This is a genomic window from Stenotrophomonas nematodicola (assembly GCF_009467805.1).
Lineage (GTDB): Bacteria > Pseudomonadota > Gammaproteobacteria > Xanthomonadales > Xanthomonadaceae > Stenotrophomonas > Stenotrophomonas nematodicola.
Genome location: NZ_WIAY01000006.1, coordinates 1 through 26,311 on the forward strand (window position 1 = coordinate 1; position 26,311 = coordinate 26,311).

The 26,311-nt window shown below is 67.5% G+C and carries 23 protein-coding genes; 11 read left to right on the forward strand and 12 right to left on the reverse strand.

Features of this window, described 5'->3' with window-relative positions; all coding sequences use genetic code 11:
* From GDJ08_RS15820 to GDJ08_RS15840, 5 genes are all read left to right on the forward strand, one after another.
* The coding region (locus GDJ08_RS15820; RefSeq protein ID WP_153165243.1) for a DUF2345 domain-containing protein at positions 1–314 on the forward strand (314 nt) is incomplete at its 5' end.
* A gap of 11 nt (positions 315–325) precedes the next feature.
* Entirely contained in the window at positions 326–2,560 is a 2,235-nt protein-coding gene (locus GDJ08_RS15825; RefSeq protein ID WP_136006895.1) for a M23 family metallopeptidase, read from the forward strand.
* Positions 2,557–3,096, forward strand: a complete 540-nt coding sequence (locus GDJ08_RS15830; RefSeq protein WP_026070586.1) for a hypothetical protein — start codon at positions 2,557–2,559, stop codon at positions 3,094–3,096. The genes GDJ08_RS15825 and GDJ08_RS15830 overlap by 4 nt, the downstream gene beginning before the upstream one ends.
* A 74-nt stretch (positions 3,097–3,170) precedes the next feature.
* Positions 3,171–3,623, forward strand: coding sequence for a hypothetical protein (locus GDJ08_RS15835; RefSeq protein WP_153165244.1), 453 nt, complete (start codon positions 3,171–3,173; stop codon positions 3,621–3,623).
* A gap of 121 nt (positions 3,624–3,744) precedes the next feature.
* Positions 3,745–4,476 carry a M949_RS01915 family surface polysaccharide biosynthesis protein gene (locus GDJ08_RS15840; RefSeq protein WP_136006898.1) on the forward strand — a complete coding sequence of 244 codons (732 nt, stop codon included), beginning with the start codon at positions 3,745–3,747 and terminating at the stop codon, positions 4,474–4,476.
* 21 nt (positions 4,477–4,497) lie between these two features.
* On the opposite strand, the gene GDJ08_RS15845 is transcribed toward GDJ08_RS15840, so the two are convergent.
* The gene (locus GDJ08_RS15845; RefSeq protein WP_153165245.1) at positions 4,498–4,992 is read right to left on the reverse strand and encodes a DUF1543 domain-containing protein; all 495 of its coding nucleotides are present in this window, start codon (positions 4,990–4,992) and stop codon (positions 4,498–4,500) included.
* Positions 4,993–5,153: 161 nt separating this feature from the next.
* Here GDJ08_RS15845 and GDJ08_RS15850 point away from each other — a divergent pair, with 161 nt between their 5' ends.
* The gene (locus GDJ08_RS15850; protein WP_017354896.1) at positions 5,154–5,462 is read left to right on the forward strand and encodes a hypothetical protein; all 309 of its coding nucleotides are present in this window, start codon (positions 5,154–5,156) and stop codon (positions 5,460–5,462) included.
* 18 nt (positions 5,463–5,480) lie between these two features.
* Here GDJ08_RS15850 and dld read toward each other — a convergent pair whose 3' ends face one another.
* The 5 genes from dld to GDJ08_RS15875 all read right to left on the reverse strand — a co-directional run bounded on the left by dld (position 5,481) and on the right by GDJ08_RS15875 (position 11,475).
* A complete protein-coding gene (dld, locus tag GDJ08_RS15855; RefSeq protein WP_153165246.1) occupies positions 5,481–7,199 on the reverse strand; it encodes a D-lactate dehydrogenase in 1,719 nt (572 codons plus the stop codon).
* Positions 7,196–8,356 (reverse strand): FMN-dependent L-lactate dehydrogenase LldD, encoded by a 1,161-nt coding sequence (gene lldD, locus GDJ08_RS15860; protein WP_153165247.1) that lies wholly within the window; start codon positions 8,354–8,356, stop codon positions 7,196–7,198. Before lldD ends, dld begins: the two co-directional genes overlap by 4 nt.
* Before the next feature lie 3 nt (positions 8,357–8,359).
* Positions 8,360–9,124 (reverse strand): transcriptional regulator LldR, encoded by a 765-nt coding sequence (gene lldR, locus GDJ08_RS15865; protein ID WP_136006908.1) that lies wholly within the window; start codon positions 9,122–9,124, stop codon positions 8,360–8,362.
* 67 nt (positions 9,125–9,191) lie between these two features.
* A complete protein-coding gene (gene lldP / locus GDJ08_RS15870) occupies positions 9,192–10,850 on the reverse strand; it encodes an L-lactate permease (RefSeq protein ID WP_153165248.1) in 1,659 nt (552 codons plus the stop codon).
* 199 nt (positions 10,851–11,049) lie between these two features.
* Positions 11,050–11,475, reverse strand: a complete 426-nt coding sequence (locus GDJ08_RS15875; RefSeq protein WP_017354901.1) for a VOC family protein — start codon at positions 11,473–11,475, stop codon at positions 11,050–11,052.
* A 189-nt stretch (positions 11,476–11,664) separates the two neighbouring features.
* On the opposite strand from GDJ08_RS15875, the gene GDJ08_RS15880 reads away from it, so the two are divergent.
* Together GDJ08_RS15880 and GDJ08_RS15885 are read left to right on the forward strand one after the other, a co-directional pair.
* Positions 11,665–12,561, forward strand: a complete 897-nt coding sequence (locus GDJ08_RS15880; protein WP_037590807.1) for a helix-turn-helix domain-containing protein — start codon at positions 11,665–11,667, stop codon at positions 12,559–12,561.
* A gap of 64 nt (positions 12,562–12,625) precedes the next feature.
* Positions 12,626–15,412, forward strand: a complete 2,787-nt coding sequence (locus GDJ08_RS15885) for a TonB-dependent receptor plug domain-containing protein (protein ID WP_153165249.1) — start codon at positions 12,626–12,628, stop codon at positions 15,410–15,412.
* Between the two features lie 92 nt (positions 15,413–15,504).
* Here the strand turns inward: GDJ08_RS15885 and GDJ08_RS15890 are convergent, their stop codons facing one another.
* Complete coding sequence (locus GDJ08_RS15890; protein WP_026070590.1) at positions 15,505–15,966, reverse strand: MgtC/SapB family protein; 462 nt, start codon at positions 15,964–15,966, stop codon at positions 15,505–15,507.
* A gap of 102 nt (positions 15,967–16,068) precedes the next feature.
* The gene (locus tag GDJ08_RS15895) at positions 16,069–16,827 is read right to left on the reverse strand and encodes an SDR family NAD(P)-dependent oxidoreductase (RefSeq protein ID WP_017354905.1); all 759 of its coding nucleotides are present in this window, start codon (positions 16,825–16,827) and stop codon (positions 16,069–16,071) included.
* Positions 16,828–17,036: 209 nt separating this feature from the next.
* Between GDJ08_RS15895 and GDJ08_RS15900 the strand changes: the two genes are divergently transcribed.
* Positions 17,037–18,131 (forward strand): alkene reductase, encoded by a 1,095-nt coding sequence (locus GDJ08_RS15900; RefSeq protein WP_136006919.1) that lies wholly within the window; start codon positions 17,037–17,039, stop codon positions 18,129–18,131.
* Positions 18,132–18,186: 55 nt separating this feature from the next.
* The gene (locus GDJ08_RS15905; protein ID WP_153165250.1) at positions 18,187–18,459 is read left to right on the forward strand and encodes a GFA family protein; all 273 of its coding nucleotides are present in this window, start codon (positions 18,187–18,189) and stop codon (positions 18,457–18,459) included.
* Here the strand turns inward: GDJ08_RS15905 and GDJ08_RS15910 are convergent.
* The 3 genes from GDJ08_RS15910 to GDJ08_RS15920 form a co-directional block, all read right to left on the reverse strand.
* Positions 18,437–20,332, reverse strand: a complete 1,896-nt coding sequence (locus GDJ08_RS15910; protein WP_153165251.1) for a CocE/NonD family hydrolase — start codon at positions 20,330–20,332, stop codon at positions 18,437–18,439. The genes GDJ08_RS15905 and GDJ08_RS15910 overlap by 23 nt on opposite strands.
* 103 nt (positions 20,333–20,435) lie before the next feature.
* On the reverse strand, positions 20,436–20,843 hold the full coding sequence (locus tag GDJ08_RS15915; RefSeq protein WP_153165252.1) for a DUF4440 domain-containing protein: 408 nt from the start codon (positions 20,841–20,843) through the stop codon (positions 20,436–20,438).
* Positions 20,840–22,228, reverse strand: coding sequence for an MFS transporter (locus GDJ08_RS15920; RefSeq protein WP_423669559.1), 1,389 nt, complete (start codon positions 22,226–22,228; stop codon positions 20,840–20,842). Before GDJ08_RS15920 ends, GDJ08_RS15915 begins: the two co-directional genes overlap by 4 nt.
* A gap of 76 nt (positions 22,229–22,304) precedes the next feature.
* On the opposite strand from GDJ08_RS15920, the gene GDJ08_RS15925 reads away from it, so the two are divergent.
* Positions 22,305–23,201 (forward strand): LysR family transcriptional regulator, encoded by an 897-nt coding sequence (locus tag GDJ08_RS15925; RefSeq protein ID WP_153165253.1) that lies wholly within the window; start codon positions 22,305–22,307, stop codon positions 23,199–23,201.
* Between the two features lie 39 nt (positions 23,202–23,240).
* Here the strand turns inward: GDJ08_RS15925 and GDJ08_RS15930 are convergent, their stop codons facing one another.
* Positions 23,241–26,069: a beta-glucosidase gene (locus GDJ08_RS15930; RefSeq protein ID WP_153165254.1), complete on the reverse strand. Its 2,829-nt coding sequence runs from the start codon at positions 26,067–26,069 to the stop codon at positions 23,241–23,243.
* Positions 26,070–26,311: the final 242 nt, after the last annotated feature.

The following is a 26,311-nucleotide window of genomic DNA, read 5'->3' on the forward strand; positions in this document are numbered from 1 at the left end:
AGGTGATTGCCGCCAACGGCCCGGTGAGCCTGCAGTCCAACACCGGCGAGCTGGAGCTGCTGGCCGACCAGGCCATCACCGTGACCGCCACCGACGACCGCATCGACATCCTGGCCCAGCAGAAAGTGGTGCTGCAGGCTGGCAACAGCGCGATCACGCTGGAAGGCGGCAACATCACTTTCAGCTGCCCGGGCACGTTTACCGTCAAGGCCGGGCAGCATCCGTTCATGGGTGGGGAAAGCGGTGAGGCCGGTATCGAATCGCTTCCGCAGGGACTGGTCCAGTTGAAGGGCCGCGCCCCGTTCTCGGTCTAGGGAAAGACAGCATGCTCATCAGTTACCCGATCCTCCCCGCCAATGGCGGCAATCAGAACGAGCAGCAGAAACTCGACGCCATGCTGGCGCTGGCACAAGCGGACCGCGGCCTGTATCCGGTGACCACCGGCAACCGCTGGCATGGCGGCATCCATCTGACCCCAGGCGACCAGCCGATCCGTGCGGTGGCCGATGGTGTGATCGTCGCGTACCGGCTGGCGCCGGAGACCCGTGACTATCCGGGTCTGGGCAACTACGACACCAGTTTTGTGTTGATAAAACACGAGACCGACTCGGGCGAGAACACCCGCGTGGTGTTCCATTCGCTTTACATGCACCTGCAGCCCAAGGGCGTAATGACCCCGGCGCGACGCCAGTTGCTGCTTCCCTTCCTGCGCGACGCCGCCGTCGGCACCGATGCCGTACGCGCGCCGGACAATACGCGTGTTTCGCGCAAGGACGTGATCGGCTTCGGCGGCCAGTTGTATGGGCAGTCCACCGTACATTTCGAAATTTTCGCCAGCGAGGCCGACTTCCGCGCCGCCGATACCGGCTTCTGGCGCGACCGCACTGCTATCGCGGCAGGCAGCCACGGCTCAACAGATGTCTATGGCGACAGCTACTTCATCATTCCCGCCTCGCGCACTTTCAGCGCGCGTCACCCGCGCGCGACGGCTCCGCACCGTCTGACGTTCCCTGCGTTCCGCAATACCCATTACGACCTGGACGTCGGTCAGGAGGGTCAGAACGCCACCCGTCTGCTGGTGAAAGTCGCCTTCGGTGGCGGCAACCGCGTCTCCACCACGTACGCGCTGGATGACCAGGGCGAGGTGGTCGCCCAGGTGGGCCAGCCTGTGCAGCAGGCCGGCTATGAGTACGAGATGTACCGCATCGCGAACCTTCTGTACGACGACTGTACCAGCGCAGGCTTCGACTACCTGCGTTTCGGTCGCCTGCTGGGCGCGGACACCACCACCCACGTAGAGAACTGGCAGCTGGTCCGCTATGCAGACGCCAGCGTGGGTTACATCAATCTGGCCGATCCCGCCCAACAGATCAGCGTTCTCTCCGATGCTGATTTTCCGCTGCACTGGCGTGCGGTGGTGGAGGGCGACGCGGCCAGCCCGGAAGATGGCATTGCCAATGTCGATCGCCTGACCGAGCTGCTCGGCCTGGCCACTCCGTCGCCGGTCCCATCGCTGTCGGCACCTGCGGAGTTTGCCGCCCGGGCCAATGCGGCCGGCGCGGCCGAGCAGCTTCGCCACCTGATCTGCAAACACCCCAGCGAATGGGACGCCAGCGATCTGGAGGCCCGCTACGCCGTGTATCGTCAGCCAGGCGCGGTGTTGCACACCGATGAGTCCTGGCAGAACTTCAAGACCCACGTGGAAGCGCTCGCCTTCTGGCCGCAGAGCGGGCTGCCGGAACGCCAGGTCTGGCACTTCCACCCGCTTCAGTTCATCCACCACTACCGCAAGTGCCTGTGGCTCAGCCGCGACGAGCTCAAGAAGGTCTACCCCGACAGCAAGTACCCGATCACCGCGCTGGCTACCGAAGGCCGTGGACGAACACCGGACAGCATCCGGGACGACTACCGCGTCCAGATCAACCAGGTCACACGCAAGTATCTGGTCACCACCCAGATCCGGATGGCGCACTTCTTCGGCCAGGGCGCCGTGGAATCGATGTATCTGGCGCTGATGCTGGAAGGCTCGGCGAACTACTCGCGCAACCCGCGGCACCAGAGTTTCCAGCCGGAAACCAATGGTTTCTACGCGCCAGCGCAGCCCAATTACCTGTTCTACCTGGAAAACCGGCTGGGCAACATCACCACCGGCGATGGCCCCAAGTACCGCGGTCGGGGCATGAAGCAGCTCACCGGCCGGGAAAACTACTCCAAGTACTGGGTGTATCGCGGCTGGCTGGATGCGAGCACATTCACCTCGCCGTGGTGGAACCCGGCGCGGCCCGCACGGGCGCCGACCATCAATGATCCGCAACGCCTGTCCACCGACGCCTACGCCGCCATCGATGCCGGCGGCTGGTACTGGGAGGCTGGCTCGGCGCAGAATCAGTTCCGCACCATCAACAATGCCATCACCGGCAACGTCATCGACCGCGCCAGCGTGCGTACCGTTGCCGTCGCCATCAACGGGGTCAACCGCAGCACGGGCGATCCCAATGGCCTGGCCGAACGACTTCGGGAAACCGAATCGGCGGGCCGTGTACTTACGGATCAGATATGACCCTTACCCGCTCCCTGCAGCTCACTGCGTTGTTCCTGCTGACCGCCTGCAGCACGGTGGGCAGCGCCCTGGAACCGGTCGCGTCCAAAGCGCCCGCGTACACGCTCTCGGCCAACACCGGCCTGGGTGCGGGGCAACCCGATACGGTGTGCCGGAACGTGCAGGTAAAGCGTCGGACCGTCGGCGTGTACTGCCGATCCAGCAGCACGGCCCTGCTGCAGGAGCTCGGAGTGTCGGTCACCCCGGCAGACCCCGGCGACGCCAGCCCCGCGCGCAACGTGGATTTCGCCACAGGCATGAGCCAGTACAGCGGTACGCCGCGCAGGCTGCATGGCCGCGATGGATTCACCGCGGAGGTCGACTGCGACACCGGCACAGGCGAGGTATACCGCGCCACGGGGACCTGCCTTGCCGCCGTCTCGTTCGATGACGCCCGCCGGTTCCACTACACGCAATTGACCCTGCGCGATGAAGCCGCCGGCAAACAGATCCTGTCGCCGGACGACGCGCTTGCCATTGCCGACGCACTGGATTGACCTGCGCCTGACCATGCCGGCGCAGGTGTGCGGCAGGTGAACGGATCCCAGTCTTTCCTATCGGGTACTAGGCGATGAAATATGTTTCGTGGGCGCTGCTCGCACTCGTCGCCAGCACCGCCGCCGCGTGCGCGCCGACGCCCGCCGGCGCCATCCGGATCAAGGGCGACCATTTCGTCTACCCGTCGCAGCAGGCCGAAGCGAGCATCAGGCTGGGGCCGTCGCTGGACGCCTGGAACGTCAGCTGCGACAAGCGCCACGCATTGGTATGGGGCCGCGCATGGGACCAGATCCAGCCGGGCGACGCACCCTACTCCAACCTCTATCTGCTTGACCTCGACAAGGGTGAGATCGTTGCCCATGTCACTGTCAGCAGTGGCCCCTACGAGACAGAATTCAGCCAGGACCAGACCCTGGTCCGCATTGACGAGCGGATTCTGCGCCAGGCCGACGGCACGGAGGTCGATCCTCCGCCGGCGTTTCACCCGGAAACGTGCGCGCCATTCGCGGGCAAGAACAGCGCGTGAAATGTCACGTCGCAACGCGCCGCTGTACCGGGCCACGGCAGCCTGGTCTGGCCACCGATGCGGTGCTGGCCATCATCGACGTCTTGGAACAAGGCGAAACATCCGGATCAATGGACTGACCATGAGACTGCGTACCCCCCTGCTGCCGGCGCTCGCCTGCGTTGCGCTGCTGGCCGCCTGCAAGGGCCCGCCGACCGACCCTGCGACACCGGCACCGCTCCCGGCTGCAGGCGCGGCAACGCCATCGGCGCCCGCCGCGACCCCACTGGTCCATCTCGCCGAGATCGACGCCGCCACGCTCCAGGCGCTGGGCGTGAGCGCCCCGCTGAAGACTGTGCACTTCCGCGACAGGGACGGCGAAGGCCTGCTGGTGCTGGACCGGATCGACAGCCAGGCGCCCGATGCCGACAGCGGCGAGGCGATGGACGTGGCGCTGCTGACCGCCACGCTCTACCGGCGTGCCGACACCGCCACGTCGTTCGTCGAGCGCTGGCGCAGCGAACACCGCACCGAGTGCCCGGGTCTTGACCTGGAAGCCGCCTATTTCCTCGACAACGCCGAGGCCACCGACCTCGACGGCGATGGTGTGGCCGAACTGACCCTGCCCAGCCACGCCTTCTGCGGCGGCGGTGTGGACCCGCATCAGATCGTGATCGAGCTGCGACGCGGCGATGATCGCTACCGGGTCGAGGGCGAGTCGCTGGTGGTCATCGATGGCGAAGCGCCGTTTGGCGGTGAACGTGCCGACAGCCCGTCCTACGCCGCCGCACCGGCAGCGTTCCGCCAGCACCTGGATACGGTCTGGCAGGCGGTGCACACCCTGCCCGGCCGCGAATCGGACGGCGGGCCGTAGCCCGTGCCGCGCCCTGCGCTGTCAGCCGATCACGATGTAGTCGCTGACCAGCGCCGTGCCCTTGTGCGGACCCGGTGCCAGGTGGACGTAGCGCCCGCCGACCTGGTCGATGGCGATGCAGTCGTCCACGTCCAGCACCGCGTCGGTGTGCGGCTTGAACCAGGCCGCATCGCGCAGCGCCTTGGCTTTCTGACGTGCCTGCGCGGTATCGGTGGCTACCAGCAACCGGTAATCGTGCGCCTCGCCCAGCGAGCGTGCGACGTAGCCACCGAGATTGATGAAGAACAGCCGCGGTGCATCCGCTGCCGGTGCCGCCTCGACAAAGGTCACCTTGTAGCCGTCTACGCCATCCACCGCGAGCCAGCCATCGATGTGCAGACCCTTGGCTGCGCCGAACCAGTCCTGGCGCAGCTGCGGGTAGGCGTCTTCGATGCGCGCAACGTTGGCGAAGGCCACGTCGTGGACCTCGATGCGGGCGCGGTCATGGCGGCCGCCCAGCATGAATACATGCAACATGTCCGATCTGCTCCTGCGTCCCACCCTCGCGGCGGGCGGCCATTGTACCTGCGCTGTGGACCCGCCCCCGCGCGGCGCGTCATCGTGTCGCGCCCGCCCACGACACGAAACTCGCGGCGGCAGTGGTATCGTCGGCGCCCGAACCTGCAGGAGCCATCCCCATGCCATCCCTCGCCCGTCGCGCCGCCCTTCCGCTGCTTGCGCTGTGCAGCGCCGCGGCACTGAGCGCCTGCGTCAGCTCCCCCGGCCCGGCCATCACCGGTCCCGGCCTCTGCGATGCCAGTGGCCTGGGCTGGTCGGTCGGCCACGTCGCCGATGAAGCCACCCTGCGCCGCCTGCTGCGTGAGAGCGGCGCGGGCCTGATCAATCCGATCGGCCCAGCCACCATCACCTCCAAAGACCTGCGCAAGGACCGCCTGCGGGTGTTCATCGACAAGGACAACATCATCACTGCAGCACGCTGCGAGTGATGCGCCCGCTGCGGGCGCTCAGTGGCGCCCGCAGTCGTGCCCGCCCCAGTGCGCCCCGCGCGGGGTCTGGCCAATGCCGGGGTTGAAGGCGTTGCTGGGGTCCAGCGTGCGGTAGAACGCTGCCAGCGGCGGTTTGGCCGGGTAGAGATGGCCCACATTGTGCTCGGCCGGATACTCGGCCCCGCGCTGGTCCAGCAGCGCCCACATCGCATGTTCGATCGCCAGCGGATCTTCGCCCTTGCGCACGATGTAGTCCTGGTGGAATACATGGCACAGGAAGTGCCCGTAGTAGAGCTTGCCGGCCAGGCGTGCATCGAGGTCCGGCGGCAGCTGCTCCACCCAGTGGCGATCGTCGCGACGCAGCGCAACGTCCAGGGCCACGATGTCCTCGACGTCACGCCGGTGGACCTCGCGGTACCGCACGGCGGCGCCCGCCACGGCGAAGCGATGCAGGAAGGCCTTGCGCCCCTCCTCGGCCGTGCACTGGAAGTAATCGCCCTCCCCGCTCGCAAAGTGATCGCGCAGGAAGGTCGCGGTCGCCGCGGCATCCACCGCCGACACCTTGAGCAGCAGATGGTGCTCGTAGCGCGCACGGAACTGCCCCATGCGCGCCGGCAGGTGGCCAGGCAGGCAGCGCATGACCAGCTGGATCGCGCGGTCGGTGACGCCGCGCAGGCCCAGGCTTTCGAACCAGCCATCGATGCGGCTCTTCAACGCGAATGCGGCGGGCACCCGCCCCGTGCCGAAGCGGTCGATCAGCAGGAAGGTGTCCTTGCCATAGCGCTCGCCGATGTCATACGCCTCGCGGTGCAGATATTCGCCGGAGATGGGCAGGCGCTCGAACGCGGTCAACAGGTGGCGCCGGATCGCCGTGAGATCCTCCATCGCATTGCTGCCGATGTAGAACACTTCGCCCGCCTCGCGCGCGAAGGTGTCCAGGCGCACCGCGAAGACCGCCAGCTTGCCGGCCGAACCGGAGGCTTCGTAGTGACGCGAGGGATCGGCGTTGTAGCGTGCGGGGGTGTCGGCATCGACCTGACGGACCTGCTCGGCGTAGCGCGGGTCCGACGCGGCGCGATCGCCACCGTTGTCGACGTCGCCCGGCGAGTAGTCGCCGCGTTGCAGCCGTTCCAGAATCTGCTCGGGGGTGTCTCCCAGCGCGATGCCAAGATGGTTGACCAAGTGCAGTTGCCCATCCGCGTCGACCTGGGCGAACAGCGCCATTTCGGTGTAGGCCGGTCCGCGGCGGACCAGCGAGCCGCCGGAATTGTTGCAGACACCGCCCAGCACCGATGCCCCGATGCACGATGACCCGATCACCGAGTGCGGTTCGCGGTCCAGCGGCGCCAGCGCCTGCTCCAGCCGATCCAGCGTGGCACCGGGCAGGCAGACCACCTGGCGCCCGTCGTTGAGCAGCTGGATGCCGGTGAGCCGCAGCGTGTTGACGATCACCACAGGGCGGTCGTAGTCCGCGCCATCGGGCGTGGAGCCGCCGGTCAGGCCGGTGTTGGCCGCCTGCATGATGACGATGGCGTTGGCCGCCACGATTGCCTGCAGGGCGCGCCATTGTTCGAGCAGCGTGCCGGGACGCACCACCGCCAGTACCGGCCCGTCGCCGAAGCGATAGCCCTTGCGGAAGCGCCGGGTCGGCTTGTCGCCGCACAGCACGTGCGCATCGCCGACGATGCCGCGCAGCTGCGCCAGCAGCGCCGCCGTGTTCCCGGGCGCGCCGCTCACGGGGCGCCCGCGAGGTGACGGGTGGCGTCCACCAGCGAATCGCGACTGATGTCGGCGATGGTTCTGGCGCCGGTCAGCGTCATCGCCACGCGCATTTCCCTGGCGACCAGGTCCAGCAGGTTGGCCACGCCGGCCTCGCCGTGCGCCGCCAGCGCGTACACGAACGCGCGGCCGAGCAGCACGCTGTCCGCGCCCAGCGCGATCATGCGGACCACATCCAGGCCGTTGCGGATGCCAGAATCGGCCAGGATCTTCAGCTCGCCCTTGACCGCGTCGGCGATGGCCGGCAACGCCCGTGCGGTGGACAGCACGCCATCCAGCTGGCGTCCGCCGTGGTTGGAGACCACGATGCCGTCGGCACCGAAGCGCACCGCATCCCGCGCGTCCTCTGCATCGAGAATGCCCTTGATCACCATCGGCCCGGTCCAGAACTCACGGATCCATTCCAGGTCCTTCCAGGAAATGGAGGGATCGAAATTGTTGGCCAGCCAGCCGATGTAGTCGGCCAGGCCGGTGGGATGGCCGCGGTAGGTGGAAATGTTGCCCAGATCATGGGGGCGGCCAAGCAGACCCACATCCCATGCCCATCGCGGATGGGTGGCGGCCTGCAGCATGCGCCGTGCCGGCGCGTGGGGGCCACTCATGCCCGAGTGCGCATCACGGTAGCGGGCGCCGGGCGTCGGCATGTCCACCGTGAATACCAGCGTGGTCACGCCTGCCGCCTTGGCCCGCTCCAGCGCGTTGCGCATGAAACCGCGGTCCTTGAGCACGTAGAGCTGGAACCACATGGGCCGGTCGATGGCCGGCGCCACCTCTTCGATCGGGCACACCGACACCGTGGACAGGGTGAACGGAATGCCGCGGCTGGCCGCCGCCTTCGCCGCCTGCACCTCGCCGCGGCGTGCGTACATGCCGGTCAGGCCAACCGGGGCCAGCGCCACCGGCATCGCCAGCCGCTCGCCGAACAACTCGGTCTCCAGGCTCAGTTCGGCCATGTTGCGCAGCACGCGCTGGCGCAGGGCCACGTCGGCCAGGTCGGCGACATTGCGTTTGAGGGTGTGCTCGGCATACGCGCCGCCATCGATGTAATGGAACAGGAACGGCGGCAGCCGCCGCTGGGCGGCCGCGCGGTAATCGGTGGAGGCGGAGATGATCATGGGTCAACCGTGGGAAGAAGGAAGCCGCGACGCGCGTGTGCGCCGGGCTTCGTTGTCGTCGAGCGTGCGCAGTGAGGTGTGCACGAATTCCAGGTGCGCGTGCGCGGCAGCGCGCGCACGTTCGGGATCGCCGGAGAGCACGCCCTCCATCATTTCGCGGTGCTGGACCGACAGCGGCTCGAACGTGCGTGGCGAGGTGTAGAGCTTTTCGCGGCTCTGGGAGATGTTGGTCTGCAGCAGTTCGAACAGGCCGCGCATGACCTGCAGCAGTACCAGGTTGTGCGAGGCCTCGGCGATGGCCAGGTGGAAGGCGGCATCGGCACGCGCCTCGCCGGCGGGATCATCCTTGCCGTGTGCGTCCATCATGGTGTCGAATGCCTGGCGGATCTTCGCGCGGTCCGCGTCGGTCGCGCGCAGGGCTGCGTGCCATGCCGTGGCGCCTTCCAGTGCGTGGCGGATCTCCAGCACGTCGAAGCGGTACTCCGGGTCGCCCTGGAACAGCGGCAGGTAGGGCATCAGCGGTTCGTCGATGGCCTGTCGCGCGCGTGCGGCCGGCTCGGCCACGAAGGTGCCGCCGCCCACGCGCGCGGTCAGCAGCCCTTGGCTGGACAGCTGCGCGATCGCTTCGCGCAGCGCGGTGCGCGACACCCCCAGCTGCACCGACAGCGGGCGCTCGGCCGGCAACCGGTCGCCGGGCTGCAGGTTCTCGGTCTGGATCAGGTCGCGCAACTGCGCGGCCACCTTGTCGGAGAGGCGTTCGTTCTTCATGCCGCCATTGTCGCCCGCGTGGCGGGCGATGGGGTTGATGCCGGGAGCCGGTGCCGCGCGCATGGGGTCAGGGAATCATCCAGGTCAGCCAGTACGCCTGCAGCGTGGTGATGATGCCCACCATCACGGTGAAGATCAGGCTGTGCTTGACCGTGAAGCGGAACAGATCCGATTCCCTGCCGGCCAGACCAACCGCCGCGCAGGCGATGGCGATCGATTGCGGGGAGATCATCTTGCCGGTCACCCCGCCGGTGGTGTTGGCCGCCACCAGCAGCACCTCGGACACGCCGATCTGCTGCGCCGTGGTTGCCTGCAGCGCCGAGAACAGCGCGTTGGACGAAGTGTCCGAACCGGTCAGGAACACGCCCAGCCAGCCCAGGAACGGCGAGAAGAAGGTGAACGCCTTGCCGGTGTGCGCCAGGGCCAGGGCCAGCGTCGCCGACAGCCCCGAGTAGTTGGCGATGAAGGCGAACGCCAGCACCATGCCGATGGAGTAGATCGGCACTTTCAGTTCATTGGCGGTTTCGGCGAAGGTGCGCAGGGCTGCGGCCGGACGCATCTTCAGCAGCACGATGGCCAGCACCGCGCCGAGCATGATCGCCGTGCCGGTGGCCGACACCGCATCGAACGTGTAGACCGCGCCATAGGCGGTTGGGGCCGGCACGATCGGCGGCATCTTCTGCACCAGTTGATCCAGTGATGGCACGGGCAGTTTGAGCACCCAGTGGTCCAGCGCCCCGCCGGCGGCGAACAGCGCCTTGAACGGCTTGATGCTCCACACCGTCACCATCGCGGTCAGGATCAGGAACGGCGACCATGCCTTCAGGATCTGCCCGCGGCTGTACTGCGGTGCTTCCAGTGCCTGGGCGGCAGCCTGCGCGCTGGCCTCGGTGTCGAAGCGGAAGATGCGCACCGGCGTCCAGCGGCGCAGGAACAGGGTCAGACACACCAGCGAGGCCAGCGAGGCCGTGATGTCCGGCAGTTCGGGGCCGATGAAGTTGGAGGTCAGGTACTGGGCGATGGCGAAAGAGCCACCGGCCACCAGAACCGCCGGCCAGGTCTCCTTCACGCCGCGCCAGCCATCCATGATCGCCATGATCCAGAACAGCACGATGATGGTCAGGAACGGCAGCTGGCGACCGGCCATCTGACCGATTTCGAACGCATCCAGGCCGGTCACCTGCCCCGCCACGATGATCGGAATGCCCATCGCGCCGAACGCCACCGGCGCGGTATTGACGATCAGGCACAGTCCGGCCGCGTACAGCGGCTTGAAGCCGAGCCCGACCAGCAGTGCGGCGGTGATCGCCACCGGCGCGCCGAAACCGGCGGCGCCTTCCAGAAACGCGCCGAAGGCGAAGCCGACCATGAGCATCTGCAGCCGCTGGTCCTCGGTCACCGACAGGATCGACGCACGGATGATGTCGAACTGCCCGGTCTTGACCGACACCTTGTACAGGAACACCGCCCCCAGGATGATCCAGGCGATGGGCCACAGCCCGTAGAAGAACCCGTAGGCGCCGGCGGCGACGGCCTGCTGCAGCGGCATCCGGTAGAACAGCAGCGCCACCCCCAGGGCAATGGCCACGGTCAGCGTGCCGGCCAGCCAGCCTTTCATGCGCAGCACGGCCAGGGCAACGAAGAAGAAGGCGATCGGCAGCAGCGCGATCAGGCTGGACACCCAGAGGTTGCCAGCGGGGTCATACAGTTGTGGCCAGGCCTGCATCGACGGATCTCATCAAGAACGGACAGGGGTCCGCGCGGTCACCACCGCGCGAACCGGGGAAATCCACGAGTGTCATGCGCCCGATTAATGGTCCTACCACTTATCGGGCGTTCTCTCGGAACCGTCCGCATTGAAGCGTCAAATGCGCGACCGGCCTATTAGACCATAGGTTTACGCTGGTATATTGGTCCTACCATTATCAACGTCCGCACTCACTGGCCGGACCCTTCAGCTCGACCCCGTTGCCATCGGGATCGCGCACGTAGAGCGAGCGCCCGTCGCCTTCGGCACCGAAGTTGCTTTCCACGGGCCCCTCGACCGCCACATCGTGCATCTCCAGGTGGGCGCGCAGGGTGGCCTCGTTGAACGGGTCCACGCGCAGGCACAGGTGATCGACATTGCGCCCCTTCGCCCCGGCGGCGGGTCCACCCGGTCTGCCAAGCGCGCCGTCAATGCTGACCAGATCGATCATCGACGCCCCGGCGCGCAGATGGACCATGCCCAGCGAGGGGCGCTCGCGCGCCACCGTGCAGCCCAGCACGTCGCAGTAGAAGCGCAGCGCCCGCGGCAGATCGGACACGCGCAGTACCACATGATCGATGCGTTGGATCTCGAACGGTCGCATGCGCTGACTCCTCATCAGATAGGCCTCAAGAATGACGTGGGCACCGTGAGGGTGGCCTCGACAATCGAAAAACGCGCCGATAGCGACACAACACGACGCCTGCAGCCTGCGTACACAGAACCTTGACGCACGTGCTGGCAGCGGCCGCCGGCCGAACACATCGTGCAGGCAGGTGCCGGCGTGGACGATATGCAGACAATCAATTGGGCGGATCGCGGACAGAACCTGACGATCGACCTCCAGAGCGACATCACACGCGGATGCATCGGCGTATCACGCATGTCGTCGGTACAGGTCGGCAGCGGGGCATTCACCCTGTGGCTGCAGGTGCGTGGCTGCAGCCGGATGGAGTCCAGCGAGGGTCGCTTCCACCTGCACGCCGGACACTGGATCGTGCTGGACCGCAACTCGCAGCCGCGCCTTCAGGCCGACCGTCGCGGCCTCTGCATCGGCGTGGCATTGCAGGGCAACGCGCTTGAGCTGCTGAACGCCGATGCGTGCCGGCTCTATCCCGGCTGTGGCGCGATGACCCGGTGCGACCTGCAGATTGCCATTCGTCTCTGGCGTCAGCTGGTCCGCAGACCTGCGCACGATCGCGTCAGTGGCGATGCGATGTTGCGGGCGCTGCTGCGCCACGTCGTCCATCTGCAGCGATCGATGGGGCTGCAGGAAGATCGCTGTCCGGGCCGCTCGCTGCATCGCAGGCGCCATGTGCTGGGCCGGCTGTGCCGCGCTCATCTGACGCTGCAGGGAAACGTCGACCGGGTAGTCAGCATCGGGGAGCTGGCGGAATTGTCCAGCCTGTCCTACTGGTACTTCTCCAAGGCTTACCAGGGCGTGTTCGGCGAGAGCCCGCAGGCCGCTGGCGTGCGGCTGCGCATGGAGCGCGCCGCCGAACTGCTGCTGGACAGCGACCTGATCGTCGGTGAGGTGGGAGCGGCCTGCGGATTCGAAAGCGGTTGCAGCTTCGCGCGGGCCTTCCGCGCGCACTTCGGCGTCACGGCATCGGCGTACCGCTGTCAGATGCGCGCGTTGCGCACTAAAGCTCAAGTCGCACATATCCACCGCGCATCGCGTACAGGCTGAGCGGAAACGAAACAGTAACGTTTGGATCGCGCTTTTCGCACACCCGGATCCCCTGGAGAGATTGATGCTCAACCTGACGTTGCCCGTCGTACGCCCCGCAAAGCTGCTGCCCGTCGCGATCTGCGCTGCCCTTGTTCCGGCCGTGGCGTCCGCCGATGAACCCACCACACTGGACCAGGTCAAGGTCACCGGTTCACGCCTTCGGGCCGCCGATGCCGAGACCCGCCAGCCGATCCTCGTGGTCAGCCGCGACGACATCGCACGACAGGGCTTCACCAGCGTCGCCGATGTCCTGCAGAACCTCAGCTCGGCCGGTGCACCGGCGATCTCCCGCGCCGACGCGTTGGCCTCCGGCGAAAACGTCGGTGGCTACTATGTGAACATCCGCAATCTGGGGGCGGCGCGCACGCTGGTCCTCCTCAATGGACGCCGCCTGGGTGCCACCACCGCCGGGCTGCAGGATCTGGGTCAGATTCCCATGAGCATGGTCCAGCGCATCGAGGTGCTGAAGGACGGTGCGTCGGCGGTCTACGGCTCCGACGCGATTGCCGCAGTGGTCAACGTCATCACCGATGCCGGCTTCGACGGCCTGGAGGTGAATGTGTCGAGTGGTCAGTTCAGCCAGGGGGACGGCGGCAATCAGCAGCTCTCCCTGCGTATGGGCGCACAAGGCCCGCACAGCGGCATCACCGTCGCGTTGGAGCATGCCAAGGACGACCCGGTCTGGGCAAAGGACCGCTGGTTCAGCCGCGATGGCAATGCCGGCCCCGACTATCGCGGATCGGGCTGGAGCGCGATCGGCAGGAACGGATCGCACTGCAACCCCTGCAGCAGTACGCCTGGTGATGGCATCACGCCGGCCTGGTGGACCCTGAAAGACGGCGGCGACCCGGCCCGTCCGGGCGACTATCGCCGCACCGATGACGGCGACCGGGTCAATGCCAACGAGCAGATGATGGTGCAGACCGGCGTCGAACGCCGTTCGCTGTTCGCCACGGGCTGGTACGACCTCAGCGATACCGTCCGGCTGGAAGGCGAGGCAATGTACAACCAGCGCATCACCGACCAGCAGGTTGCCGGCTACCCGCTGCAGTACACCCTTCCCGCCGACAGCCCGTTCAACCCCTATGGCGTCGACACGACGTTCAACCGGCGCCTGTGGGAGGTCCCGCGCACCACGCGCAGCGACCTGCAGACCTTCCGCGTGAGCGGTGCATTGAAGGGCAGCGTGCAGCTGGCCGGACGTGTCGTCGACTGGGACGTGGGCGGGCTGCACAACCGGAACCAGCTGAACAAGACCGGCCACGGCGATGCCAGCTATCTGGCGATGGCGCGTGCGCTGAGCCCGGACTGCGGAACTGCCAAGGACATCCACTGCACGCCGTGGAATCCATTGTTGCCTGCGGGGGCCAGCGGCCCGGGCTCGCTCTCCGCCCCGGGCCTGCAGAACTTCCTGTTCCCGTTCTTCACCGATACCGGAACGACCTCCACCACCAGCTACACCGCCAACCTGGTCAGCACCCTGTTCGACCTGCCGGCCGGCGAAGTCGGCGTTGCGGTGGGCTATGAGCATCGGCGCGAGCAGGGCCGTTTCGTGCCCGATGCATTCAGGCAATCCGGTGAGAGCACCGGCCTCGCCGCCACCACGACCCAGGGCCGCTATTCGCTCGACGAGTTCTATGCCGAGCTGAATGTGCCGATCCTGAAGGACCTGCCCTTCGCCCGTGAACTGAGCTTGAGCCTGGCAGCTCGTCACTCGGATTACAGCAATTTCGGGCAGACCCTGAATACCAAGTTCGGCCTGACCTGGCGCCCGCTGGAAGAGCTGCTGGTGCGTGGCACGGTCGCCACCGGCTTCCGCGCGCCGACCATCGACGACCTGCACGGAGGTGCCGGCTCCAGCTTCGAGTCGTACACCGATCCCTGCGGTGTCGGCGCGACCAACAGCGTCAACGGCAACGCGGCGTGCAACGCCGCCGGCGTTCCCATCGGCTACACACAGCAGGGCCAAGGGGGCAAGGACTGCACCGGTTACCCCTGCCAGACACCGGACGTATTCACCAACCAGTCCAACCCCAACCTGAAACCGGAAACCTCGACCAGCCGTACCGTGGGTCTGGTCTGGAGTCCGCGCTGGGTGGAAGGTCTCGACATCTCGCTGGACTGGTACCAGTACAGGATCGACAACTTGATCATCCAGGACAGCGTGGACCGCATCCTGCGCGACTGCTACGTCCTCGGGAACGCCAGCCGGTGCGACGGCATCTCGCGCGCCCCCGATGGACACATCGACGGCATCGTCTACGGCCTCGCCAACCTCGGCAGGCTGGAGACCGAGGGTTACGACCTCGGGGTCAACTACCGCCTCCCGGAACTGGCGGTCGGCCAGATCCGGCTGGACTGGCAGAGCAGCTATGTCAGCCGGTACGACGAACAGGGCAACAACGCCGCCGGCGAGACAATCATGATCGGGATGGTCGGTACGCCGGGCATCTTCCGCGTGCGCTCCACGCTCGGCGTGGATTGGGAGAAGGGCGACTGGGGGCTGCGCTACGGAGTACGGTACTACTCCGGCATGAAAGAGAGCTGCGTCCCCAATCGCCCGTGTACGGCGCCCGACCACCATGCCAACGGGGAACCGGATGCCATCCGCAAAGTAGGCAGCAACACCTTCCATGACCTGCAGGTGCGCTGGAGTGCGCCGTGGAACGCGACCGTATCGCTGGGCGCCAACAACCTGTTCAATCACCGGGGGCCGATCATGTTCTCCAGTCCGGAAAGCGCGTTCCCCTACTACGGCGGGTTCGATATCGGGCGCATGGTGTACATGAAGTATCAGCAGCGGTTCTGATGGACCGTGTCGTACCCAACGGGGCCGCCTGCCGGCCCCGTTCCGACCCCTCGCGGACGGGCGACTCGATCAACTGGACGTGAGGCGTGCCGTCACGGTGTCGGTTCGATCTTCCTGGCGATCCTGCGGAACACCGCTAACACGATCAGGCACAGCAGGGTCACCCCGATGGCGATCACGTACTCGCCGATGCCCACCGCGATCCCGATCGCGGCGGCCATGATCAGCGAACTGGCTGTCGTCAGCCCGCTGACCTGATCCTCGTGCGAACCACGCAGGATGGTACCGGCCGCGACGAAGCCCACGCAGGCCACCACTGCTTCGATCAGACGCACCGGATCGACCTGCAGCAGGTCGCGATAACGCTCCTGCTGGAAGTGCTCGGCGATGCTGTCACCCAAGCCAACGATCAGCGCCGCCGCACCGGCGATCAGCATGTGCGTGCGCAGCCCGGCCGCATGCCGGCCCATCTCGCGCTCGATGCCGATCAGCCCGCCGAACAGCATCGCCGCGGCGATGCGCAACAGAATCGACAGATCTTGTTCCAGTCCCATCATTGACGTCGCCCGGCAGTAGAGATGCCGAGCGTTGCAGAGGATGGCGTCTGGGGACCGTGAAGCCGCCCGCATGCCCCGCCGCACCGGCCGTCAGGCCGCCTACTGGGCCAGGTAGCCACCATCGATGGCGTAGTAGGTCCCCGTAGCGAAGGAGGCATCGTCGCTGGCCAGCCAGGCCACCAGCGCTGCCACTTCGTCGGCCTTGCCCAGCCGGCCCAGCGCGTGTTTGGCCTCCAGCGCCTTGCGCACTGCCGGGTCCATCTTGTCCAGCAACGGTGTGGCGATGAAGCCGGGGCCGACCGCATTGACCCGGATACGGTCGGCGGCATGCTCCCACGCGGCGGTCTGGGTCAGCCCGACCACGCCGTGCTTGGCCGCTACGTAAGCGGCCGAGTTGTTGAAACCGACCTGCCCCAGGATCGAGGCCATGTTGATGATGCTGCCGCCCTTCCCCGCCGCACGCATCGCCTGGATCTGCGCCCGCTGGCACAGGAAGACACTGGTGAGATTGACGTCGATGACCCGCTTCCAGCCGTCCACGGGGTAGTCGCCACTGAGCGCCGACGGGCCGCCGATGCCCGCGTTGTTGATTGCGATGTCCAGCCCACCCAGGGCCTCCACAGTCCGTTGCACCGCCGCCTCCACGGCCGCTTCATCGGTCACGTCCAACGCGATCCCGATGGCGTTGACGTCCTTGCGACGCAGCGCTTCGGCGGTTTTCTCGACCGCATCCGCCTTCAGGTCCCAGACCGCCACCGCTGCACCGGAGGCAGCCAGCAGTTCGGCCGCGGCCAGGCCGATACCGGAGACGCCGCCGGTCACAATGGCCACCTTGCCCTTGAGCTTGTAATCGATCATCACGTTGTACCTCGGGTTGGAAAACAGCGGCAGGCCGTGCCTGCATGACATCCACCCTACGCCCCGGCTGCGTTACAGAACGTGCACGCAGGCACCCGCAACAATGCTTCCCATCGCTGCAACGCACTGCCCCCTATGCTGGCGGTCGTACGTCCACATCTCGTCTGTTCACGCTGCCCGATGGCAGCGCCCTCCCCCAAGGCATGCACATGACATCTTCCACCGACGGCCCCCTGTTCACCCCCACCCGACTGGGCGCGATCGAGGCGCGCAACCGCATCGCGATGGCCCCGCTGACGCGCAACCGCGCCATCGAAGGCCGCGTGCCCAACCCGCTGGCCATCGAGTACTACCAGCAGCGCGCCAGCGCCGGCCTGATCATTGCCGAGGCCACCCAGATCAGCCCGATGGGTCAGGGCTACCTGGACACCCCCGGCATCTACAGCCAGGCACAGATCGAGGCCTGGCGCGGCGTGACCGCCGCCGTGCATGCGCGCGGTGGCCGGATCGTGCTGCAGCTCTGGCACGTCGGCCGCATCTCACATACCAGCCTGCTGCCTGATGGGCAGGCGCCGGTAGCCCCCAGCGCGCTCACCGCCAACGCCAAGACGTTCACCGCCAACGGGTTTGAGGATGTGTCGGCACCGCGCGCTCTGGCGCTCGATGAGATTCCCGGCATCATCCAGGACTACCGCCAGGCGGCGCGCAATGCGATCACCGCCGGCTTCGACGGCGTGGAAGTGCATGCGGCCAACGGTTACCTGATCGACCAGTTCCTGCGCGATGGCAGCAACCAGCGTACCGACGCCTACGGCGGCAGCATCGAGAACCGCACCCGCCTGCTGGATGAGGTGGTGCGCGCGGTGGCGGCCGAGATCGGCGCCGAGCGTACCGGCGTACGCCTGTCGCCGGTCACCCCCGCCAACGACGCACACGACAGCCAGCCGCAGCCGCTGTTCGAGCGCGCGGTCGAACGCCTGGACGCGATTGGCGGGCTGGCCTTCATCCATGTCATCGAAGGCGCCACCGGCGGTCCGCGCGACAACATCGCCTTTGATTACGCAACGCTGCGTGCGAAGTTCCGTGGCCCGTGGATCGCCAACAACGGCTATACCAAGGACACCGCCTCGGCGGCGATCGCATCCGGGTACGCCGACATGATCGCCTTCGGCCGTGCGTTCATCGCCAACCCGGACCTGGTCGAGCGCCTGCGGCTGGGCGTGGCCCTGTCCGAGCTGGACCCGAACACGCTGTACGGGGGCGGCTCGCAGGGGTACACCGACTACCCGAGCGTGTCCGGCTGATGCGTTGCGCGCGTGGCCCGCTACATGGCGGGCCACGCGTTCGCAGGATCACCACATGGATGTACCTGTCTGGCAAGGCGGCTGCCTCTGCGGCGCCATTCGTTTCGAGGCCCGCGGCATCTCGTCCGCGCACTCCACCCGCGGCTTCTGCGCCCAGTGCGGCAGCACACTGGGCGCGATCGACGACGGGCCGGTGATTGCCCTGCTCACGGGCGCATTCGATGCATCGCACGCGCCGGCACTGGCCCCGCGCGGGCAGTCGTTCGTCGACGGCCAGCCGGACTGGCTGGCCGTGACGCCCGTGGTCAATACACCGGCAGCGAAATGAAGCTGGCCTGCTGCGGCGCGTGCCAGATCTGCTGGGTCGCCTTCTGGTAGTCGCCCGGCTTGGCCAGGTAGATGTTCGGCACGAAGGTCTGCGGGTTGCGGTCGTACAGCGGAAAGAGGCTGGACTGCACCTGCACCATCACCCGGTGGCCCGGCTGGAACACGTGGTTGGCGGTGGGCAGCCCGAACCGGTAATCGAGCACCTGGTTGGCGGCAATCGCCTGGGGCGTGCTGAAGCTCTCGCGGTAACGGCCGCGGAAGATCGCCATCGACACCGCCAGCTCGTAGCCCCCCATTTCCGGCGTGGACGGGGTCTGGTCGGGGTACACATCGATCAGCTTCACCACCCAGTCGCTGTCAGTGCCGCTGGTGGCCGCCTGCAGGTTCACCTGCGGTGCGCCGCCGATGCGCAGCGGTTCGGTCAGCGGTTCACTGATGAAGGTCAGCACGTCGGGACGACCATCGACAAACCGCTGGTCCTTGACCAGCCAGCTGGTCCACATGTCGCGATCGGCGAAGCGCACCGGGCGCGGCACGAACGGGACCGGCTTGGCCGGGTCGGACACGTAGGCTTCATACGTTGCCTCGCCGGGCTGCGGCGCCTCGAAGGACAGTCTGCCGCCGGCACGCAGGTAGAGCGGCCTGTTCTGCGCGGCGGTGCGTGGCCACTGCGGCAGGCGATCCCAGTGGTTCTCGCCGGTGTTGTAGATCAGCACCGGGGGTGTATCGGCCTTGGCCGCGCCATCCACCAGATACTGGTCGAAGAACGGTTTGAGCACGTCGCGGCGGAACTGCAGCGCGGTGTCGCCATCGAACTTCAACGCGCCCAGCGTCGAACCGTCATAGTTGACCTGGCTGTGCCGCCACGGGCCCATCACCAGGTAGTTGAGCGTATTGCCGGTGTCGCGTGGCTCCATCGCCGCATAGCTGTGCACCGCGCCCCACATGTCCTCCTGGTCCCACAGGCCCTGCAGCCACATCGTCGGTACCTTCAACGGCGTCTTGGCCATGCGCGCGTCCAGCGCCTGCTCCTGCCAGAACGCATCGTAGGCCGGGTGCTCGATCAGCTTGTGCCACCACGGCAGCTGATCCAGGCCGTTGGCCGTGGCGTAGTCGCCGGCCGAGCCGGCACGCAGGAACGTGGTGTAGTCGTCGTAGCCGACGCTGGGAATCGTCGGCCCCTTGCCGCGCTTGGCCAGCTGACCGGTGAAGTAGCCGAAATTGACCTGGCGGAAGGCACCGTAGTTGAGCCAGTCGTCGCCCATCCAGCCGTCGATCATCGGGCTTTGCGGCGCGGCCACCTTCAACGCCGGATGCGGGTCGGTCAGGGCCATCACCACGGTGAACCCTTCGTAGGACGAGCCCAGCATGCCCACCTTGCCATTGCTTTCCGGCACATGCTTGACCAGCCAGTCGATGGTGTCCCACGCATCGGTGGCATGGTCCACCCGGGTTGGATTGAGTGGTCCACGCAGCGGCCGCGTCATCACGTAATCGCCTTCGGAACCGTACTTGCCGCGGATGTCCTGCAACACGCGGATGTAGCCGCCATCGACGAACACCTCGTCGCCCTGCGGCAGGATGTCGCGCATGTGCGGAGAGTCGATCCGTCTGGCACGGTTGGCGGCGTCATATGGCGTGCGCGTCAGCAGGATGGGCGCGTTGTGGGGGCCCTTGGGCACCACGATCACGGTGTACAGCTTCGTACCGTCGCGCATCGGTACCATCACCACGCGCTTGTCGTAGTCGTCGCGGGCCGTCGGCGTCACGAACCCCTTGGCCGGGATATCCGGCGTCATCGGCGAGGTCTGCGCCGACACACTGGCCGCAACCAGGACACTCAACAGCACGACAGGCACGACACGGACACGCATGGGCTCTCTCCCGGCAGGTTGGCGACGAACATCCGCAGCCTAGCGTCGAGCCGGCCGGGAACGTAAGTGCCGGCGGTCGTCCGGCACCGCCCCCGGCTCGCATTCAGCCGCCAACCGACGTTTCGTGCAAAGCCTGCCAGCGCAGCGCGCCGTCGGCGTCTGCGCGCAACAGCGCCAGCGCCTCGCGCCGCGTGCGGCCCTGCGCGTCGGCCTGGTCTTCCCGGTAGCGCACACCGCAGACATTGCCCGCCACCGCCAGGAAGGCGACGTCGTCCACCGCGATGCGCAGACCGGGGCGACCACCGTGCATGGCGGCGAAGAACCGGGCAAGGGCCGGCTTGTCCAGGCGCACGCCACCAATGCCGACCATGCTGAAGTCGTCGGTGAAGCGGGCCAGCAGGGTGTCCAGCGCGTCGACCGGCAGACGGGCGTTGAACCAGTCCTCGATCAGCACGTGCAGCGTGCGCACCTCGTCGAAGGCGGCCAGGGCAGAGATAGGGGGACTATTCATGGTGAGCTCGCTGATGGGGAAAGGGACGCCGCCGGCAGCCGCCAGAGGGGCAGCAGCGGCAGCAGGGTCATGCTGCTGGCCAGCAGCAGCGTCAGGGCGAAGGCGCGCTCGGGCTGCACGGCAGACAGCGCGCCGAGCACGCAGGCCAGCAGTGCGGCGGCCAGACAGAAACTCAGTTGGCGGTTGAGGTTCCACAACGCGCTGCCCGGCAGCAGGTCCGTATCCGCCAAGCCCTGGAACGCGAGCGTCTGCGCGCTGCTGCTGCACAGGCTGCCGCCGAGGCCCATCAGCGCGAAGGCCACCACGGGCAGCACCGGATGACCGCTCTGCGCGCCGGTCAGCAGCGCGATGCCGACCGCCTGGCAGCCCATGCCCGCGCTCAACAGCGGCCGCGCCCCGATGCGTGTCAGCCCGTGCCGGGCAGTGGCGATCGCGCAGGCCGAGGCGATGGCCCAGGGCAGCATGAAACCGCCGATGGCCGCAGGACCGTAGCCCTGTCGGTGCAGCAGCAGCGTGGCCACCAGCTGGACGCCGATGAAAGTACCCGGCACCAGCAGATAGACCAGCATCGCCACGCGCAGCCCGGCATGGCGCAGCAGCGACCAGTGGAGCACCGGATGCGTGGTGCGGCGCGCACTGCGGGCGTAGCCGGACAGCACCAGCGCCGCGCCGACCAGCAGCGCGGCGCCGGACATCCGCTGCGCCGGTTCGGCCAGCAGGCTCAGTGCGACCAGCAACAGGCTCAGACCCACGCCGCCCAGCAGCAGCCCGCGCCGGTCCAACGCGGGTGCGGACGCCGGCACCGAAGGGTGGAGCCAGCACGCTGCCAGCACCAGCGCCACCACGGCCAGCGGTACGCTGATCAGCAGCACGCCCCGCCACGAGCCCCACTCCACCAGCAGCCCGCCCAGGGTGGGCGACAGCGCGGGCACCAGCAGCGCCACCGCCATGATGCGGGTGGTCAGGCGCGCGCGATCGGCCGGAGGACATTCGCGGTAGGCCGCCGCCTGCCCCACCGGAATCAACAACCCGCCGCCCAGCCCCTGCAGCAGCCGCCAGGCGATCAGCCACGCGATGCTGGGGGCGGTCCCGGCCAGCAGGGCACCCACGGTGAACAGCGCCAGCGACAGGCACAGCACCCGGCGCTCGCCGATGCGCGCGGCCAGCCAGTGGCCAAGCGGAATGACCAGCGTCAGGCCAAGCATGTAGGCGTTGCCGATCCATGCCAGTTGCGACACCGAGGCATGCAGCTCTGCGGCGATGGCCGGATAGGCGACGGTGCCGATGAACATGTTGACCAGGTCCAGCGAGAATCCCAGCAGGTACAGCAGCTCCACCCTGGCTCGATACACCATCACGCACTCCCGGAAACGAGGCGGCAGCATGCGCGTTCAACCGTGCTGGATAAACAGAACCTTCGATGCAAAACTGTCAAACCGTTTTTGACAGCCAGAGAGCGCGATGGTCAGCTTGGACCGCTTCGATACCTTCAAGGCCGTGGTCGATGCCGGCAGCCTGACTGCAGCGGCCCAACGGCTGGGCCAGAGCAAGGCAGTGGTGAGCTTCAACCTGAAACGGCTGGAGCAGGAGCTGGGCGTGACCCTGCTGGTGCGCAACACGCGCAGCCTGGCACTGACCGAAGCGGGCGAGCGCTTCCACCAGCATTGCACTGCGATGCTCGCCAGCGCCGAGCTGGCCATCGAGGAAGCCCGCAGCGAACAGCAGCACCTGCGTGGCACGCTGCGCCTGACCACCACGCCCGAATATGCGATCGCCAAGGTGGTGCCGCTGCTGGAGCGCTTCCGTGCCCTGCACCCGCAGCTGCGCCTGCACCTGTCGACCTCGCCGGCGCATGCCGACCTGATTCCGGAACGGTTCGACCTGGCGATCCGGTTGGGGCGCATGGCCGATTCCCGGCTGCGCGCCACCCTGCTCGACGAGCATGCGTTGTGCGCGGTGGCCGCGCCGTCGGTGCTGTCCCCGCTGCCGGACGAGGCCGCGCGCGATGATCCGGACTGGGTGCGGACGCTGCCGCGGTTGGGCTATCCGCGCCTGGCGGACCTGCCGTTGATCGCCCCCGATGGCAGCGATCAGATCTTTGCCTGCAACCCAGCCGATGCGGTGGTCACGGTGGACAACGCGTCCACACTGCGCGCCTTCGCGCTGGCCGGGGCCGGGGCGACGGTGCTGCCGAGGTGGTTGATCGACGAGGATCTTGCCTGCGGTCGGCTGCTGCCGATCCTGCGCAGGCACCGCTTCCCGCGCCAGGGCGTCTATGCGGTGTTTCCGGACACGGCCCAGCCCTCGCGGCGGGTGCAGCTGCTGCTGGCGCACCTGCGCCAGCACCTGCCGGAGTGAGCGGCAGGCACGACGCAGCGTCGTGCCTGCCGGTGGTCCTCAACGTACGACGGTTGCGTCCAGCACGACATCCACGTGCTGCACCGGATCGGTGGCCGAACGCGCCACCTGCACCTGGTAACGGCCGGCGGCGATCTTCCACTGCTTGTCGGCGGTATCGAAGCTGGCCAGGGTCTTCGGCTCGGCCTCGATGCGGATGCGGCGGCGCTCGCCCGGCTGCAGCATCACCTTCTGGAAGCCGATCAGGCGGATCGGGGTGACGCTGCCTTCGGGCAGGGTGAGATACAGCTGCGCCACGTCCGCGCCGGCCACCTTGCCGGTGTTGCGCACGTCCACGGTGGCCACCAGCCGCTGGCCTTCCACGGTCACCGCCAGGTTGTCGTAGCCGAACTGCGTGTAGGACAGGCCGTGGCCGAACGCGAACTGCGGCACCAGACCCTTGGCGGCGAACCACTTGTAGCCCACGTTGGCGCCTTCGATGTCGTAGTCGATGGTGTCGTCGGGCTTCTGCTTGGGCGTGAAGCCCAGTCCGTTCACGTGCGGACGCGGCAACTGGCTGGCATCCACCGGCCAGGTCACCGGCAGGCGGCCGGACGGATTGACCTTGCCGGTCAGCAGCGCGGCGATGCCTTCACCGCCACGGATGCCCGGGTACCAGGCCTGCAGAACGGACGGCACCTGCTGCAGCCACGGCAGCTCGACCGGACCATTGGTTTCCAGCACCACCACGGTCTTCGGGTTGGCCTTGGCCACGCCGGCAATCAGCGCGTCCTGGTTGTCAGGCAGCTGCATGTGCGGCAGATCGACCGACTCGGCCGACCACTGCGTGGCAAAGACGATGGCGACGTCGGCAGCGGCGGCAGCGCGCGCGGCAGCGGCCACATCACGCCCATCGACATAGCTGATCTGCGCATCCGGACGCTCTGCACGCAGGGCCTCCAGCGGTGAGGACGGGTGGAAGATCACCGGACCCGGCCAGGTGGTCGGCAGCACGCCTGGCACGGCGTTGGTGCCGCGTGCGGTCCAGCCCACCATCGACGAACCGCCGCCACCGATCACGCCCTTGTCGGCATGGCCACCAATGATCACGATGCGCTGCACGTCCTTGCCCAGCGGCAGCAGGTCGCCGGCGTTGCGCAGCAGCACGCTGCCCTCTTCCACGGTGCGCTGCGCGGCCAGGAAGCCGGCCTCGTCGTCGATCGGCTGGTGCTGCGGCGGCAGGTCGAAGTTGCCGTGCGCGAACATGGTGCGCAGGATGCGGGCGACCATGTCGTCCAGGCGTGCCTGCGGCACAACGCCACCGGCCACGGCCAGGCGCAGCGGTTCATCGAAATACACCGCCTTGTCGAACACCTCGCCGGCCGACTGCTGGTCCAGACCGGCCAGGGCCGCCTTGGAACCGCTGTGCACGCCGCCCCAGTCGGACATCACGAAACCGGGGAACTTCCACTCCTGCTTGAGCACCTGGTTCATCAGGTAGTCGTGCTCGCAGCCGTAGATGCCGTTGATGCGGTTGTAGGAGCACATCACCGAACCGGGCTTGCCCGTTTCCAGTGCGATCTCGAAGGCCAGCAGGTCCGACTCGCGCATCGCCTGCTCGCCGATCTCGGCGCTGTGGAAATTGCGCGAGGTTTCCATGTCGTTGAGCGCGAAGTGCTTCATCGTGGAGATGACATGCTGGCTCTGCACGCCACGGATCGACTCGCCGACCAGGCGGCCGGCCAGCAGCGGATCTTCACCGGCGTACTCGAAGTTGCGGCCGTTGCGCGGATCGCGCTGCAGGTTGACGCTGCCGGCCAGCAGGATGTTGAAGCGCTGCTGCCAGGCTTCGCGGCCCATCGTGGCGCCGCCGGCAAAGGCGATCTGCGGGTTCCAGCTCGAGGCGGTGGACGGACCGGACGGCATGGCCGTGGCATGGTCGCCCTTGCGCAGGCCGCCCGGGTTGGTCACGCCGACGCCGGCATCGGCCGACTGCTGCGCCGGAATGCCCAGACGCGGAACGCCGGGCACGAAGCCGGCCGAGCCGACCGCGCCTTCCGGCAGCGGGCCACCATCCTTGCCCAGCCCGAAGTAGCTGTGCAGCATCTGGAATTTCTCATCGACGGTCATCTGCGCGACGAGCAGCGCCGCGCGAGCGTCGGCGCTCAGGCCGGTGTCCATCCACGGCTGTTCCCCGCCCACCGGGGCGGCGTAGCCGAGGGTCAGCAGCGTGCCGGCAACGCCCTGCTTGCCGGTATCGGTACGCAGCTTCACCGACGTGCTGGTGGCCGATTCGAAGCCCTGGCTGAAGTACGAACCGGTGGCGGCCGAGTCGAAGCCGGCGGCAGTGGCGCCTTCGGCATCGACCGCGCCCAGCAGCACAGCCGGCGCGCCCAGGCGCGTGGCCTCCACCAGATTTTTGACCGGGGCTGCACCGCTCGCCGCACCCACGCTGCGGGTGTAGAGCGCGACCACATGGGCACCATCGTTCAGGCGCAGGTAGTTCAGGTCGCCGGACGCGCTGTCCAGTTCGGCTTCCACGGGCAGGCGCGAGATCACGATGCTGCCGCGGCGTTCTGCCGCGTCGGCCGCACCGGTCACGAAGCGGTACGAGTAACCCAGCCGGTCAGCCAGGACCTGAAGCGGGTCGGCGGCGGGGCCGGCATCGGCCGCGCGCACCACATTGCCGATGGTCAGGGCGTCCACCTGCAGGGCCTGCAGCTGGTCGGCCAGTACCGTGGCGTCGATGCGCTCGGGCGCCTGTTCCAGGCTCAACACGGTGAAGGCATCGCCAGTGGCGACAGCCTTGGGCAGCGCGGCCAAGGCCGGGGCGGACAGCGAGAGTGCGATGGCGGCCGTCAGGGCCAGGGGCTTTGAAATCGTTTTCATGAGCGGGCGAAACACCTTTGCTTGCGCAATAAATCCAGGGAGTCTTGCCGCAGAAGGGTGCAGCGCCGTACGGGCGGGCCGCGGGCCGCAAGGGCCCGGACCGGGGTGATGCAGGTCAGTGTCGGCTACGCCCGGGCCCCTCCGCCCGACGTGACAGCCGCACTGCCGGAAGCCGCAGCGAAACCGATGCTCCCAGGCGAAGAGTGGGCGAGCCTGTTCATCGCTGTCAACACCGCATTCAC